This window comes from Paenibacillus sp. MY03 (genome assembly GCF_002165585.1).
GTDB classification, from domain to species: domain Bacteria; phylum Bacillota; class Bacilli; order Paenibacillales; family Paenibacillaceae; genus Pristimantibacillus; species Pristimantibacillus agaridevorans.
On sequence record NZ_MXQD01000033.1, the window covers coordinates 43,199 to 59,131 of the forward strand.

Here is a 15,933-nt window from a genome sequence, read left to right on the forward strand (position 1 = left end):
CCTCGAAATGAAAACCTTTACATGCTCCTACTAAACATAGATTTGACCGGATTTCTCGTTGCCTTGCGTTTCCTTACAATAAAGGAAACCGAAGAAAAGGTGTGATAAGGTGGGACGTTCGGGCAATCTACCCTATTTGATTCGCAACAAGTGGCTTTATATTTTCCTGATTCCCGGTATCTTGTATTTGCTTGTATTCAAATATTTGCCGATGGCGGGACTGGTTATCGCCTTTAAAGATTTAAGTTTGACCAAAGGCATCGTGGATAGCGAGTGGGTTGGCTGGTATCACTTTGAAACCTTGTTTCAATCCAGCAATTTCTACCGCATTCTCAAAAACTCCTTGCTGCTGAGCTTTTATCAGATCGTATGGGGGTTCCCGGCGCCAATCATTCTGGCGCTGATGCTGAATGAAATCCGGCACATGTTTTTTAAGCGGATAACACAAACGATTCTGTATTTGCCCCATTTTATTTCGTGGGTCGTGCTTGCCGGCATCGTTATGAGTTTTTTGTCTCCATCGACGGGAATCGTAAACCATGTATTAAATACAATGGGGTTCGAATCCGTTCCTTTTCTGCTTAAACCGGAATATTTCAGGACGATCATCGTTAGCGCGGAGATATGGAAGGAAGTCGGCTGGGGAACGATTATTTATTTTGCGGCGATGTCCGGCATTGATCCCACTTTGTATGAATCGGCCACAATCGACGGCGCCGGCCGCATGCGCAAAATGTGGCATATTACGTTGCCGGGCATATCCGCGACCATTGTGATCTTGCTGCTCTTGAAGCTCGGCAACATTCTCGAAAACGGTTTCGAACAAATTTACCTGCTTTACAATCCGATGACTTACGCCACCGGAGACGTATTCGAAACTTATACGTATCGGATCGGCTTGCAGCAAGGCCGAATATCGTACGGAACGGCGGTGGGCATGTTTAAGGCGCTGGTCGGATTTACGCTGATTATCATGGCCAATTCTGTATCGCGCAAACTTAGCGGAAAATCGATTTGGTAAGGGGAGACAGCATGAATACGAAAACCCGCTTTAGTTGGTTTGACGGCATTAACTATTTGCTTGTAATCATTGTGTGCGCGGCGACACTGTATCCGTTCCTCAATGTACTGGCCGTTTCTTTAAGCTCGTACAGCGCTTATGTGGAGAATCCGTTGCGAATTTGGCCCAAAGACATGAATCTGGCGGCTTATAAGGAAATTATGATTCACCCGGTGTTATGGTCCAGCTATCGCAACAGCATCATTGTAACGGCGTGCGGCGTGGCGGGAGGCATGCTGCTCTATATTCTGAGCGCATATCCCCTGTCCAAGCGGCATCTGAAGGGCCGCAAAATCATCATGGTATTTATCGTATTTACGATGCTGTTCAACGGCGGCATTATTCCCAACTTCTATTTGATGCGTTCGTTGGGATTGATCGATACATTGGCGGCCATCGTGCTTCCGATGATGTTTTCCGGCTTCAACCTCATATTGATGAAGACGTTTATGGAGAACATTCCGGAGGAGCTGGAAGAAGCGGCCAAGATGGACGGGGCATCGGAACCGTATATCCTGTTCCGTATTATTGTACCGTTGTCCAAGCCGATTATCGCGACGTTATGTTTGTTCACTGCCGTCACGTATTGGAACAATTTCTTCCAGGCCATCATTTATATCCGCAGCGTAGACAACTGGCCGCTCATGCTGTTTCTCAAAGAGATCATATCCAGCGCGAGCCTGGCCGCGATGAGCAGCGGCGGCAATTCGGCCGAACAAGGCATTATGGACGTCAGACCGGAGACGTTGCAATACGCGACTTTAATGGTCGTTATGCTTCCGATCCTGTGCATATACCCGTTTGTGCAAAAATATTTCGTGAAGGGCATCATGCTCGGTTCTGTGAAAGGTTAACTTGCGGTAGTAGGCGTCTAAACGCTTATTATAGATATGACAAAGGGAGGACATCCGTATGACAAAAAAAACGAAAAGTTTGGTCGTTGTGATGGCCGTTACGGCCATGATGCTTGCCGCGTGTTCGGGCAACGGGAATAACAACGGAGAACAAGCGACCGCGAAACCGGAAGCGACTGGCAATACGAACGGGAACGCAGGAGCGGACAAACAAGAAGAACCTGTTACGATCAAAGTGTTGGCCCAATTCGGGCGGGCCGATCTGACAGAAAACGAAAAGGCATTTTTCCAGAAAGTGAACGAAGCGCTTAACATTGATTTTCAATTAGTTATCCCGCCTTCCTCGGGGTACGCGGAGCAGCTGCAATTGACGCTTATTTCCGGCGATGTGCCCGATGTCGTGTTTTTCCCTAGCGAGCAAGATGAAATGTTTATTAACGCAGTAAGAGACGGCGCCGTTATTCCGATCAACAGCTACCTGGAAAATTCCGAAAATCTGAAAAACTACAGCTACGAGCATTCCTGGGAAGCGTTGAAGACGATGCGCGACGACAATATTTATGGCGTTCCGCGTACTTCCATTACTAGAAACGATGGTTTTATGGTGAGGAAGGATTGGCTGGACAAGCTGAGCATTGAAATTCCGGCGGATAACGAGGTGACGCTGGATCAATTTAACGAAATTCTTCGCGCGTTTACCTTCGACGATCCTGATCAGGACGGCAAACAAGACACGTATGGCGTAGGCTCGTACGTGGATGCCAATAAGGTGCTGCTGCCCGTTCTCGTGTCCGAGCTTGGCCATTACGGCTGGCAGAAGTCTACGGACGGCTCTTATCCGTTCATGCTGCCTGAATATGACGCGCAAAGCGATGTGTACAAGAACATTCTATTGTATACGCAGAAGCTGTACGCAGAGGGCATTCTTGATCCGGATTCCCCCCTTAATGATTCCGCCGCGGCAAGCGAACGGTTCAAGCAAGGCGTCACCGGCGTGATTAGAGGATTCGCGGGACACGTCAATGCGCAGGAAAAGGTATTAAAGGAAATTGATCCGCAAGCGGAGCTGACTTATCTATTCGTTAAAGGGCCGGAAGGCAAAGTGCAAGGTACGGGTTATGGAACCGGCATATGGGGCGTATGGGCTGTAACGGCCGAATCCGAGCATCCGGAGAAGGCTATACAGGCATTCGACTATATGTTGTCCGAGGAGGGCTGGGATTACCTGTATAACGGCATCGAGGGCGTAGACTACAAGCTGGTAAATAACGAAAAGGTATACAATCCCGATATATCCAGAGGGATCGCGACCAGTATTATGCGCCGGCATAACGCTCCGGAATTTTTCCTCGATCCAACCAAGTTTACGAAGGAGGAGTTGGATCGCGTCAGCCCGTGGGTAGACAAGGCGGTCGCAACGGTCGTGACTTCGATGGACAAAGGTTACGTGCCTCCGGCTGCGAGAGAACCTCAGTATATGGACTATAAGCTGACATGGGACGAGTTGACCACCAAAATCATGTTGGGCGATCTGCCGATTGATCAGTTGGATAAGGCGCGCGCGGATTGGTACAAAAATGGCGGCGAGCAATATTTAAAGGAAATGAACGAATATATTCAATCGCTTGAAAATTAAGGCGGAGACCGGTCTTGAACAAGGCGATGAGGGAGGGGATCTCATGTCGAAATTGCGTTTTGCGGTAGTCGGCAGCGGCTGGGTTGCCGGGGAATATATGAAAGCGATTAACGCGCATACGGATGCGGAGATAGGCGCTGTTGTCAGCAGAAGCAGGGAGTTTGCCGCGGAGAAGCTTGCGGCGTTGGGCATTGACGCGCCGATTGCGGCAAGTTACGAGGAAGTGCTGAACGATTCCCGGATCGATGCGGTTGTATTGTGCTCCACCCCGGAACAACGCGCCGAGCAGACGATTGCCGCTGCCCGTCGCGGCAAACATATTGTCATGGAAAAGCCGCTTGCGCTGAACCGCCGGGAGCTATGGAATATGGCGGAAGCGCTGGAGCAGCATCCCGTGCATACTGTCGCGAGCTTCGTCTTGCGCTGGAACCCGTCCTTTAACAACACCAAAGCGTTAATAGAAGACGATGCGATCGGGCGCGTCTATATGGCGCAGATCGACTACTGGCATCATGTAGGCAAACAATATTCGCAATACCGCTGGAGCAAGACGATGGAATTGGGCGGCAGCAGCATGTTGTCGGCAGGCTGTCACGCGGTGGACGCCGTCCGCTATTTCGCTGGAGACATTGTGGAGGTTTCCGCGTTTGGCTGCAGGACATGGGCGGATTCCGACTACGGCTTCGATCCGAACGCGATCGCTATATTCAAATTAAAGAATGGCGGCATCGGCAAGGTTTCGTCGTCGCTGGAATGCAAGACGCCGTACATCTTTAACGTTCATTTGTTAGGCGAGCAAGGAGCGATCATGAACAATCGGCTGTTCAGTCACAAGCTGCCCGGTCAAACCGATTATACCGTCATTCCGACCATACTTCCGGACAGCGGCGACGTGAGCCATCATCCATTCGTCGAAGAAATCAATGAATTTGTGGCATCGGTCCGAAGCGGCGCGGCAACCCGCTGCACGTTCCAGGATGCATACAAATCGATGGAGGTTTGTTTCGCCATCGACGAATCGATTGCCAGCGGCAAAACCGTCATTCTGCCGTCGGCATAAGGCGTACGGCGGAAGCGTAGAGAAAGAGAGGGATTTATATGGTCAACATTGGATTTATCGGAGCAGGGGGAATTACCCAAAACCATATTCAAGCTCTAAAGCTGCTCTCGAACGCGCAGGTCGTGAGCGTATACGACGCGAACCGGGAGGCTGCGGTCCGATTGTCGGAGGCGACCGGCGCGCAGGTCATGGACAGCGCCGATCAGGTTCTGGACCGTTCGCGAATCGACGCCGTCTATATTTGCACGCCGCAATTCGCCAGGGGAAATCTGGAGGAAACTGCGGTCGAGCGGGGCATCCATCTGTTTGTCGAGAAGCCGCTTGGCATTGACCTGGAGGTCGCTCTCAAGAAAGCGGAAATGATCGAGCAGTCGGGTCTTATTAATGCCGCAGGTTATTGCCTGCGGTATTACGACACGCTGCAAGAGGTCAAACAATATTTGCAAGGCAAACATGTTCACTTGATCCAGGCCCATCGGTTCGGCACGGCGCATTCCAGTCGCTGGTGGTGGCAGCTTGAACAATCGGGCGGACATCTGGTGGATGCGGTAACGCATCAGGTCGACTTGATCCGTTATCTGGTTGGCGAATTTAGCGAAGTGTACAGTCAGAGCAGCAATAGCGCTTTCGCGCGAATGAAGCAGGAGTCCACGATCTATGACGCGGGAGCGCTCTCGTTCGGATTGGAGTCCGGAGCAGTGGGGAGTATTACAGAATCTTGCCTCTCTCCTTATTGCCGGGGTTCGGAGATCAAGCTGTTCGGCGCCGACTTCTATGTCCACATCGAGAACAACAAGAAGGTGACGATTATGGACGGCAGCCGCCATATTACCCAAACCTCGCAATTAAACGCCATGTACGAAGAAAACCGCGCTTTCGTCAACGCTGTGGAGAGCGGCAGACAGGACTTGATTCTGAGCAGCTATGCGGATGGGGCGAAGACATTGGCGTTTACGCTGGCCGCCAATCGGTCCGCGGCGGAGAAACGAGCGGTGGCGTTATGAAGCTCGGTTTAAGTTCGTATAGTTTGGTGCGACTGCTTCGTTCGGGTGACTGGGAGATTACCGATGTGATCAAGTGGGCTGCGGAACAAGGGGCGGAACATGTCGAGATTGTGCCGGTCGGCTTCGAATGGGGAGAAGGCTTCGGGCTGGTGGACGCCGTCCGTTCGCAAGCGGGCAGCCTGGGCATTGAGATATCCGCTTATACGGTGCCGGCGAACTTCGTGACGGAGACGGAGGAACAATACGCAGCGGAACTGGAACGGGTATGCAGGCAGGTCGATATTGCGAACCGGCTTGGGGTCAAACAAATGCGGCATGATGTCGGCAAGCGCCCGCCGGGAGAAGCGACGATCATGCGGTTCGGGGAAGACTTGGACAAGATGGTGCATGCCTGTCGCGCGGTAGCCGATTACGCAGCGCAGTATGGCATTACGACAAGCGTGGAGAATCACGGCTATCATATGCAGGCTAGCGAACGGGTGCAAGCGCTGATCCATGCCGTAGATCGACCCAATTTCAGGATGACGCTGGATGTAGGCAATTTCCTGTGCGTGGATGAAGATCCGATTGCCGCCGTGACCAAAATGATACGTTACGCTTCGATGGTTCATCTCAAAGATTTCTACCGCCGGCCCGCTCATCGCGATCCGGGGCAAGGCTGGATTCGCAGTTCGTCGGGCAACTACCTGCGCGGCTCCGTATTCGGGCAAGGCGATATCGACGTGTGGGAGCTGCTTAAGGCAATCAAATCATCCGGTTACGACGGTTACTTCTCGCTGGAGTTCGAGGGCATGGAAGAATGCCGGCAAGGTTCGCTCATCGGTTTGGCCAATGCGCGCAAAATTTGGGATGCCGTATAGGCTTAGGCTTGGCATAAAGGAGAGGAATTACATTGTATTCAGCAGAATGCCTTCCAAATGTCATAGGTGAAGGCGGGATATTCGCTTTCTCAGGACTGGACGGGGAAACGAGAGCAGCTTCCGGTTTTGTTGCGACCTGGGGCGCGTCGCCTTATTCGCTGTTGTTCCACACGGCCAAGCGGCGCGTGCTGGAAGTGAGCGCGCCGGAAGAGACGATGACGGAATGGGTCACCGGAGACGCTTGCCGCTTCGCAACGCCCGTCGGTTCGGGCACTTTCGTGTATGGGGCCTGGCATACGTTGATGGGAACGATCCCTTCGGATGTAAGGGTGAGTCTGCGGTTAGAGGACGGGGCGGAGGCTGTCGGCTGTCCGCAGCCGGTATCCGGGGCCGCAGCAAGCTGCATGGCGTCGGATGATGAAGACAATGGCGAATATATCGTATTGGCGAAACAAGCGGAACGGTTCGCCGTCAGCTTCGGAGCAACGCGGGAGGAAGCCGAGGAACGCGCTTGCGCGGGGCTTCAGCTTGACGTAGAGCAAGCCGTGAGCGACAGATTGGTATGGCTTGCGCGCGTCCCTGTACTGGAGGATAATCGCCGGACAAGGCTGCTGTACAAATGTTTCAGCGTTATGAAGGCGAATACACTGGCGGCGGAAGCCGGCTTCGGGCAAATGTGGTCCACTCCCGACAGAGTGCCTCACAAGGATATGTGGCTCTGGGACACCGCGTTTCATTCCTTCGGGATGAACAAGCTGGATCCGGATGCGGCATGGCAATGTCTGAAGACGATGCTGGAAGCTATACGGCCGGACGGCATGATGCCTCATCAGATCAACCCGTTTGGCAAATACAGCCGCATAACCCAACCCCCGATTCTGGCTTGGGGGGTATGGGCTAATTATTGCTCGGAGCCTGACGCCGCCAAGCTGCGCTACGCGCTGCCTTACTTGCAGCGTTATCTGGCATGGAATTTGGAGCATCGCGATCGGAACCGCAACGGGCTGTTCGAATGGGAAATCCATGGGGATCCACTTTGCCGCTCGGGCGAATCGGGAATGGACAACTCGGCCCGGTTCGATGAAGCCGCGGATCTCGACGCGGTCGACTTTTCTACGTTTATGGCTTGCGATATGAAATATGTCGCTTGGATTGCCGCGGAATTGGGGCAGGAGGATGTTGCGCGGACATGGCGCGAACGGGCGAAACAAACGGCGGATCGTATTATTGTAGGCTTTTGGAACGAAGAAGACGGATTTTATTATGACAAACACGGGGACGGACGACTGAGCACAGTGAAGGCGGTCAGCGGATTCCTGCCGTTGCTGCTCGAAGAGCTTCCCGAACGCCATGCGGAACGATTGATTGGGATGTTAAATGATCCGAAGCACTTTGCCGCCGAATATCCGATTCCGAGCCTGGCGCTTTCGGAGCCGGCATGGGGAACCGATATGTGGCGGGGGCCGGCCTGGATCAATATGAACTACATGATTGTCCAGGGTCTGAAGCTCCACGGGCGAACGCAGGAGGCTGACAAGCTGGCGGAGCGAACGATCGATCTGGTTCAACGCTATGTCGAACGCTACGGGGTTACCTTTGAATATTACGATTCCAGCGATCGCCTGCCTCCGGTAGACTGCGATCGCAAGGGCCCGCCGGCAGATCGTTATAATATCCGTCGCAAGATGGACAGCATCCGCGACTATCATTGGACGGCCGCGCTGACCGCTTGTTTGCTGCTGGAGAAGGATACTGATGTCAACATGGAGGGCGGCATAGCTGTCAACAGGCATGATGAGCAGCCGAGCACAGCGGGATGGACTGCACCGTCCGGGAGAGGGGGATGAGGGATGGCAACTCTTCATCATTATGAAATCGTTGTGATTGGCGCGGGCGTCGGCGGAATTTGCGCCGCGCTGGCGGCCGGCAGACTACGCAGGCGCGTGCTGCTGATCGACTGCGGCAAAGAAGCAGGGGGGACAGGCGTGCATACGTCTGTTTCTCTTGTCTGCAAATTCAGGGGAACCGACGGTACCGTGATCAATAACGGCATTCATCGCGAATTGTTCCCGCAGGCATATGCGGTTGGAAGAGGGCTGTTCGGGGAAGAGGACGATGTGCCGACGTACGATGAACAGGAGCTGAAGGCCGCTTATCAGAAGCTGTTGGAGCGGGAGCCTTATGTAACCGTCTGGACGGACAGCGAAGCGACAGAGGTATTTACGGAGCAGCGCGTCAACGCTTCCGGCGAGAAGTCGCGGCGAATCCTGGGTGTGGAGGTCGTCAAAGGCAAGCAGCTGCGGATTCGAGTGACGGGAGATCAGTTCCTGGATGCTACTGCCGACGGCAATCTCAGCGCAATGGCGGGAGCGGACTTTCAACTTGGCCGCGAGCAGGACGGCAAGATGCAGACGGCTACAGTGACATTCAAGATGAGCGGATTCCGGACTTCGCTGCTGCAGAATCCGAATGTGCGCACATGGAGAGGCATTCATGCATTGCGCCGGGAACTGACCGGTTATTACGAGCAGATGAAAGCGCTCGGCCAGACGAATAACCCGAGGCCAAGCGTGCTTTGTTTCCCGTATCCGGATGGACAGAGTCTCCTGTTTAATTCAACCGCGGTTACCGATGTCGATCCGACGAATCAAGAATCGGTAGACAGGGGAATGGCGGAAGGAGTCAGACAGGCGACGGAGCTGATCGAAGCGGTGAAACGCCATCCCGCATTTGCCGATGCGACGGTCGACTTTATTGCGCCGAAGCTTGGCATAAGGGAGGGAAGGCGCGTAGTCGGCGAATATATGCTGACGGCTGACGATTGTTTGACAGCCCGCACCTTCGACGATATGGTAGCTGCGTGCGCATACAGTCTGGACATTCATGATCCGCTCGGCGGAGCATCCAAGCTGACGCCGATTCAGGAACCGGGGTATTATCATATCCCTTATCGCTCGCTTATCGCGAAGGGCTGGGATAATCTGCTGCTTAGCTCGCGTTGTATCAGCGGCAGCCATGAGGCGCACAGCTCGTATCGCATCATGTCCGGCGTAAGCGCGATCGGAGAAGCGGCGGGAACGGCGGCCGCGCTGGCCTTGTGGCTGCAAAAGGAAGATGTGCGGGAGGTATCCGCCGCACGGATCCGTTATGTGCTGCACACAGCCGGTCAATTCGTGGAAGGCAATGTAGAGAAAGTAACGTTGGGGTAACGAAACGGTGCCGGCCTATGCGGCACGACTACGCTTGACGTATAGGAAAGTAAATAAATTCTGGTTTGACGAAAGGGAGATCACGCGATTGCGCCTCCTCGAGAGACTCCGATTAAGTGCTCACCGCGGCAGCAAGTGCGAGGAGAAGTCAATCGCATACCGCATCGGAGAATAGAGGGAAAAGCTCCGTATAATCTGGATAAATGGGGCTATCGGCTCGGCTTAGAGGGAAAAGTGCCCTTTAATCGGGGTGATTCTTTCCGAATACCGCACTTTGGCCTGGATTAGAGGTAGGATTTCCCTCTAAAGCGTAAGGAAGGTCGGAGACGGGGCCATTAGAGGGCGTTTTTCCTCTTATTCGAGAGAGGGAAGATCCAACAGTCATGAGCGAAGCAGCTGGCCTTTTTCGCACTAGCACAAAAAGGACCGTCAGGGCGGTTTGTCCCGACGGTTTTCTTTATTGAATTTTTTTGAATCGCGCAGATGAAAGCTTGAGATGGATGGAGTCCGCTTGTCCATCATGAGCTTCCATCTGCCTTTTTCTTTCTTGCAAAGATAGCCGCAAAGTCATGCTCGACACGTTCATTGAAGAAACCGATCTAAAATATTTTTTGCACATATTAAACTAAAGATAATGACTGATTTGTTTTAAATACAAGGTGTTATTGATTATTATTTAATTAATTTCACAGATTGACAAGAAATCATCCTCCTAAAAACCAGGCGTTTTAACCGATAATAACTTATGAATATGGACTGCGTCCTGAAAACCGATAGGCTAAGTTCACAATGATTTTCGTACATGGTGTGCCTTCCTTGGCGGAGCATATAATGGTAAACTTTGAAGATGAGCAAAAACGGAATTCGTAAGGGAGCTATCCTCGCATGGCTAAAATAAAAACGAAATTCGTATGCACCGAATGCGGCAACGAGTCGGCAAAGTGGCTGGGCAAATGCCCGGGCTGCCAAGCTTGGAACACGATGGTGGAAGAAAAGGAAACCGTCGTGAAGACGAAGGGCATCGGTTTATCGGGAATCCATACGAAAGAAAAACCACAATCGATCATACACATAGAAAGTGGGCAAGAGCCGCGCATCGAAACCCGGATGGTGGAATTAAACCGTGTGCTGGGAGGCGGCGTCGTGCCGGGCTCGCTCATATTGGTTGGCGGAGATCCGGGTATCGGCAAGTCTACGCTCTTGCTGCAGACGTCGCATGCTTTGGCCGTCAAGGGACTGAAGGTGCTGTACATATCCGGGGAGGAATCCGTAAGGCAGACGAAGCTGAGGGCGGATCGGCTCGGAGCGCTGACGGAAACATTATATGTGCTGTGCGAGACGAATATGGAGCATATTAATGATGCGATCGAATCCATAGATCCGGATTTCCTGGTTATCGACTCCATCCAGACGGTCTACGAACCGCGGGTCGAGTCGGCCCCGGGCAGCGTGTCGCAGGTGAGGGAGTGCACTGCGCACTTCATGCGTACGGCGAAGATTAAAGGCATCGCTACCGTACTGGTCGGTCACGTCACAAAGGAAGGCGCCATCGCCGGTCCGCGTCTGCTGGAGCATATGGTGGACTGCGTGCTGTACTTCGAGGGCGAGCGGCATCATACATACCGGCTGCTGCGCGCGGTAAAGAACAGATTCGGCTCCACGAACGAGATCGGCATCTTCGAGATGAACGAGGACGGCCTGCGCGAAGTATCCAATCCGTCGGAGCTGTTTCTGTCGGAGCGGCCGCTCGGCGTATCGGGCTCGACAGTCGTGGCCAGCATGGAAGGGACGAGGCCTGTCCTGGTCGAGCTGCAGGCGCTTGTCGCGACGACGAATTTTCCGTCGCCGAGGCGGATGTCGACAGGCATCGACCATCATCGGATGGCCCTTATTATCGCGGTGCTGGAAAAACGCAACGGGATGTTTCTTCAGACGCAAGATGCCTATCTAAACGTTGCCGGCGGCGTAAAGCTCGACGAGCCTGCCGTCGATCTGGCCGCGGCAGTCAGCCTGGCGTCCAGCTTCCGGGATGCGCCTACGAAGCCGTATGATGTTATTTTTGGAGAAGTGGGGCTGACGGGCGAGGTCCGGGCGGTCTCCAGAGCGGAGCAACGGGTAAAGGAAGCCGAGAAGCTCGGCTTCAAGCGGGTCATTATGCCGGAGAAAAGTCTCAAGGGCTGGAAAGCGCCGGATGGAATCGAGATCATCGGCGTAAATACAGTAGCAGAAGCGTTAAAGGCAGCGCTGGGATAGGGGGCAAGAGATAAAATGAAAGAACCGACGCATCAGGAAGTTATGAACCAATTGCTGCAGTTAGTGTCGCCAGGGACCCCGTTCCGCGAAGGGCTGGAAAACGTGCTGCGTGCGAAGACGGGAGCTCTTATCGTCGTGGGCTACAGCCCCGAGGTGATGGAGGTCGTGGACGGAGGTTTCTCCATTAATTGCGATTTCTCGCCGAACTATCTATACGAGCTCGCGAAGATGGACGGAGCCATTATTATGAGCGAGGATATGCGCCGCATTCTGTACGCGAATACGCAGTTGATCCCGAACAGCTCCATCCCGTCGATTGAGACGGGCATACGTCACCGGACGGCGGAGCGCGTAGCCAAGCAGACGGGCAGGCTGGTCGTGTCGATCTCGCAGAGGCGCAATATCATCACCTTGTACCAGGGCAATCTAAGGTACTCGCTTAAGGACATCGGCGTCATTCTGACGAAGGCGAATCAGGCGATCCAAACGCTGGAGAAATACAAGGCGGTCCTGTCGCAATCGCTTACGAATTTGTCGGCTCTGGAGTTCGAAGAGCTTGTGACGCTGCAAGAAGTGGCGCATGTCATTCAGCGCGTGGAGATGGTGCTGCGCGTCAAGCTGGAGATTAACCGTTACATAACGGAGCTCGGCACGGAAGGGCGTCTCGTCAGCATGCAGATGGATGAGCTCGTCGGAGGCGTCGAACAAGATGCATGGAACCTCCTCAAGGATTATGCGAAGGAGAACTCTGATGACAAAATTCGCGAAATTCGCCTCGCTCTGAGGAAGCTCAGCTCAGACGAGCTTCTGGACGAGTCTCCGATCGTACGCCTGATCGGCTATCCTCACACCAACAACATGGCGGACGAATCCGTGCTGCCGAGAGGCTTCAGACTGCTAAACAAAATTCCGCGACTGCCGCAGATCATCATGAACAATTTGGTAGAACGGTTCGGCCGTCTGCCGCATATTCTCATGGCGACGATCGAGGAGCTCGACGAAGTCGACGGCATTGGCGAGGTGCGCGCGCGTGCGATCAAGGATGGACTCAAGCGGATTCAAGAGCAGATGTTCATTGACAGGCAAATTTAATCTCGGGTACAATGGATAGAATGTGTTCCAATCATTGACGTGCGAACAGGCTTAGTCGTGGGGCATAGTAGAGAAGAGGTGGAATAGATGATCTTAAAGTCGATACCGAGCCTTCTCACGGTTGGTAATTTGTTTCTTGGCGTAATAGCCATCCTTATGGTTTTCAACGAAAAGCCGCAAATGGCGGCCATGATGGTGCTGATCGCCATGCTGCTTGACGGCGTGGACGGCCGGGTAGCACGTGCTCTCAACGCGCAGAGCGAGTTCGGCAAGGAGCTCGACTCCTTATCCGATGTCATCTCCTTCGGAGTGGCGCCTGCCTTTATTATGTATGTCGTCGCATTTCAAGATCTCAGTCCGGCGCTTGCTTGGACCGTGACTGCCATCTTCCCCATATGCGGGGCGCTCCGCCTCGCAAGATTCAATGTCATTACAAGCTCGGCGGGTTACTTTATCGGCCTCCCGATACCGGCTGCCGGCGGCGTGCTTGCCACATTGGCGCTGTTTAAGGACGATATTCCGGTAGGCGTCCTGCTGGGAAGCACCGTGTTGTTATCCTGCCTGATGGTCAGCACCATTCGGTATCCGAACTTCAAGAAGGTCGGCATTCCGCGGAGCGCGGTCTGGCTCGTGCCGATCGTCGTTGTCGTGTCCGTGGCGCTCGGCTTGTTGTTCGAGAGCCAGCTGTCCAAGATTTTGTTCGTTCCTCTCTTGCTGTACGCGCTCTACGGCCTAAAAAAAAACGTTGATCGCAGACTTCCGAAGCTGCGCAAGCGCCGCAAGCTAAAAGAAGAGGAAGAAGCGGCGAAATCCGAGAAGCCGGCGTAGCCTGCTGCAAAACAAACCGTGCATATTCGTATGCACGGTTTTTTGATGTGCAGAAAATGATGCAACAATTTAGAATGTGGATAACGAACGGAGCGGGACTGTCGTTGAACTGTGCATAGGTGAAACTTCGGGCAACTGTCCGGTAAGAAATGAACCGGCTGCTTCTACGTTAACGGAAGTGAAAGGCGTTATTTCAGCAAAAAGCACCGCTTCGCGATGCCAATGGAACTGACAGCCCTTATGATGGGCCAAAGTACTCGGTTTGCCTAGATTTCCCGCGAATAAAGTCGCAGGGTTCCGTTAGATTTTAATATCATGCCAATTAATTAAAATAAGAGTTCTCATTTCCGTTGCAGGTTGGCGATGATCAATTGTAACTCTGATTAGCGTATGTAGGCGTTAGTAACGCTTATGGCTCCAAAAAGTAGGCGAACGAGCAACTGTAGGCGTTAAAAACGCTGATGGACCGGAAAGTAACTCTGATTAGCGTGCATAGTCGTTAGTAACGCTTATGGCTCCAAAAAGTAGGCGAACGAGCAACTGTAGGCGGGGCGACAGCCCGTTTCACCGTGTAAGATCTTAATATCGTACGTCTAACGCAACACTGAAAATTCTACCTAAAGTCTCTGCTTTTTCGGTTATTCGAAAAACAGCAAGCGGTTACAATTAGGAAGCAGACAAGTTGAGAACAGGGTAAAACGCCATCTGCAACATTATTTGGGAGGGGATAGTCTTGAGGAAAGCAATGAAGGTTATCGGTCTGCTCGCCATATCGCTGACAATGACGCTGGCAGGCTGCTCGCAAGGCAGTAATGGAAATCCAGGGTCGTCGCCTTCGACGAACAACGGTTCGAACCAAACGGACAAGGCGCCTAAGGACGTAACGCTCAGAATGTCTTATTGGGCGGGCTCGCAGCTAACCGTAGACAAAAACAATGCTGTAATCGAACTGTTCGAGAAAGCGTATCCTCACATCAAGATCGAAGCCGAATATTACGCCGGAGACGCCTACAACGACAAAATCAATGTACAGGCTGCATCCAACAGCTTGCCGGACATTATCCGGGTGGACTACGCGCAAATTAAAAACTATGTCAATAAAGGGCTGCTGGCGCCGCTTGACGATTACATCTCCGATCAAACCATCAATATGGAGGGCGTTGCCGAAGTTAATATGAAGGGCGGCATGATCGACGGCGTCACGTACGGCATTAACATCGGCAACAACGCGCTAGTTATGTTCTACGATCCCGACAAGCTCGCGGAAGCCGGCGTAAATCCACCCGGACCGGATTATACATGGGAGCAATACGAAGCCGATCTGCGTGCCGTAAAGGATAAGCTTGGTTTGTACGGAGATACCCATCTGGCCCGAGAACACTTTGAAGTCTGGTTGAGGCAGCATGGGCAGAAGCTGTACGCAGCCGACCAGAAGACGTTAGGTTATGAGGACGATCAATTGTTTGTTGAGTTTATGGAACAGCAGCTTAGATGGCAGAAGGAAGAAATGATCAGCCCTATCAGCGTTGAGCTGGAAATTCGAGGTTTGGAAGACGGACCGTTTCCGAAAGGCGAATCCGCCTTTGGCGGCTATTCCTACTGGAGCAATCACGCCGACATTATGGAGACTCAACTCGGCAAAGAGCTAGGGATGGCGATGTATCCGGGCTCCGGCGACGGCAAAGGCATGTATATGAAACCGTCCTTCTTCCACGGGGTTTGGTCGGGTTCCAAACATCCGAAGGAAGCGGCCATGTTCATCGAATTTTTTACCAATAACATCGACGCGGCCAAATCTCTAAACGCTTACTTCGGCATGCCGTATCATCCGAATCTGGTGCAGGAGATGCAAGCAACGTTCTCGGAGACTCAGAAGCGGGTGTCCGCATATCTCCAAGTGGTTGAGCAGCATTCCTCGGAGATAGATCCGCCTGCGCCGGTTGCCGGCTCGGAGGTCGGGAAAATCTTTACCAACGTAGCTTCGGAAATTTTCTACGAGCGAATTACGCCCGCAGAAGGCGCGGCCAAATTCAGAACGGAAGCGAATGCGGCTTTGGCGAAAGCCAAGTAACGATTC

The 15,933-nt window shown here is 52.9% G+C and carries 12 protein-coding genes; all 12 read left to right on the top strand.

Features of this window, described 5'->3' with window-relative positions; translation table 11 throughout:
• The first annotated feature begins 109 nt into the window (after positions 1-109).
• A complete protein-coding gene (locus B1748_RS22840; protein ID WP_256975879.1) occupies positions 110-1,021 on the top strand; it encodes an ABC transporter permease in 912 nt (303 codons plus the stop codon).
• Positions 1,022-1,032: 11 nt separating this feature from the next.
• Entirely contained in the window at positions 1,033-1,914 is an 882-nt protein-coding gene (locus B1748_RS22845) for a carbohydrate ABC transporter permease (RefSeq protein WP_087570266.1), read from the top strand.
• Between the two features lie 58 nt (positions 1,915-1,972).
• On the top strand, positions 1,973-3,550 hold the full coding sequence (locus tag B1748_RS22850) for an extracellular solute-binding protein (protein ID WP_087570267.1): 1,578 nt from the start codon (positions 1,973-1,975) through the stop codon (positions 3,548-3,550).
• Between the two features lie 43 nt (positions 3,551-3,593).
• On the top strand, positions 3,594-4,610 hold the full coding sequence (locus B1748_RS22855; RefSeq protein WP_087570268.1) for a Gfo/Idh/MocA family protein: 1,017 nt from the start codon (positions 3,594-3,596) through the stop codon (positions 4,608-4,610).
• Positions 4,611-4,648: 38 nt separating this feature from the next.
• On the top strand, positions 4,649-5,614 hold the full coding sequence (locus B1748_RS22860) for a Gfo/Idh/MocA family protein (RefSeq protein ID WP_087570269.1): 966 nt from the start codon (positions 4,649-4,651) through the stop codon (positions 5,612-5,614).
• The gene (locus B1748_RS22865) at positions 5,611-6,474 is read left to right on the top strand and encodes a sugar phosphate isomerase/epimerase family protein (protein ID WP_087570270.1); all 864 of its coding nucleotides are present in this window, start codon (positions 5,611-5,613) and stop codon (positions 6,472-6,474) included. Before B1748_RS22860 ends, B1748_RS22865 begins: the two co-directional genes overlap by 4 nt.
• A 32-nt stretch (positions 6,475-6,506) precedes the next feature.
• Positions 6,507-8,321, top strand: a complete 1,815-nt coding sequence (locus B1748_RS22870; RefSeq protein WP_087570271.1) for an amylo-alpha-1,6-glucosidase — start codon at positions 6,507-6,509, stop codon at positions 8,319-8,321.
• 3 nt (positions 8,322-8,324) lie between these two features.
• The gene (locus B1748_RS22875; protein WP_087570272.1) at positions 8,325-9,683 is read left to right on the top strand and encodes an FAD-dependent oxidoreductase; all 1,359 of its coding nucleotides are present in this window, start codon (positions 8,325-8,327) and stop codon (positions 9,681-9,683) included.
• Between the two features lie 885 nt (positions 9,684-10,568).
• Positions 10,569-11,936 carry a DNA repair protein RadA gene (gene radA, locus B1748_RS22880; RefSeq protein ID WP_087570273.1) on the top strand — a complete coding sequence of 456 codons (1,368 nt, stop codon included), beginning with the start codon at positions 10,569-10,571 and terminating at the stop codon, positions 11,934-11,936.
• Between the two features lie 15 nt (positions 11,937-11,951).
• Entirely contained in the window at positions 11,952-13,028 is a 1,077-nt protein-coding gene (disA, locus tag B1748_RS22885) for a DNA integrity scanning diadenylate cyclase DisA (RefSeq protein ID WP_087570274.1), read from the top strand.
• An 87-nt stretch (positions 13,029-13,115) separates the two neighbouring features.
• A complete protein-coding gene (gene pssA, locus B1748_RS22890; protein WP_087570275.1) occupies positions 13,116-13,856 on the top strand; it encodes a CDP-diacylglycerol--serine O-phosphatidyltransferase in 741 nt (246 codons plus the stop codon).
• Between the two features lie 733 nt (positions 13,857-14,589).
• Positions 14,590-15,927 carry an ABC transporter substrate-binding protein gene (locus B1748_RS22895; RefSeq protein WP_087570276.1) on the top strand — a complete coding sequence of 446 codons (1,338 nt, stop codon included), beginning with the start codon at positions 14,590-14,592 and terminating at the stop codon, positions 15,925-15,927.
• Positions 15,928-15,933 lie beyond the last annotated feature (6 nt).

Excerpts from the sequence above, each read along its gene's own strand:
- B1748_RS22850 (WP_087570267.1), top strand. The coding sequence starts at position 1,973 with ATGACAAAAAAAACGAAAAGTTTGGTCGTTGTGATGGCCGTTACGGCC.
- B1748_RS22860 (WP_087570269.1), top strand. The coding sequence starts at position 4,649 with ATGGTCAACATTGGATTTATCGGAGCAGGGGGAATTACCCAAAACCAT.
- radA (WP_087570273.1), top strand. The coding sequence starts at position 10,569 with ATGGCTAAAATAAAAACGAAATTCGTATGCACCGAATGCGGCAACGAG.
- B1748_RS22845 (WP_087570266.1), top strand. The coding sequence starts at position 1,033 with ATGAATACGAAAACCCGCTTTAGTTGGTTTGACGGCATTAACTATTTG.
- pssA (WP_087570275.1), top strand. The coding sequence starts at position 13,116 with ATGATCTTAAAGTCGATACCGAGCCTTCTCACGGTTGGTAATTTGTTT.
- B1748_RS22865 (WP_087570270.1), top strand. The coding sequence starts at position 5,611 with ATGAAGCTCGGTTTAAGTTCGTATAGTTTGGTGCGACTGCTTCGTTCG.
- disA (WP_087570274.1), top strand. The coding sequence starts at position 11,952 with ATGAAAGAACCGACGCATCAGGAAGTTATGAACCAATTGCTGCAGTTA.
- B1748_RS22855 (WP_087570268.1), top strand. The coding sequence starts at position 3,594 with ATGTCGAAATTGCGTTTTGCGGTAGTCGGCAGCGGCTGGGTTGCCGGG.
- B1748_RS22875 (WP_087570272.1), top strand. The coding sequence starts at position 8,325 with ATGGCAACTCTTCATCATTATGAAATCGTTGTGATTGGCGCGGGCGTC.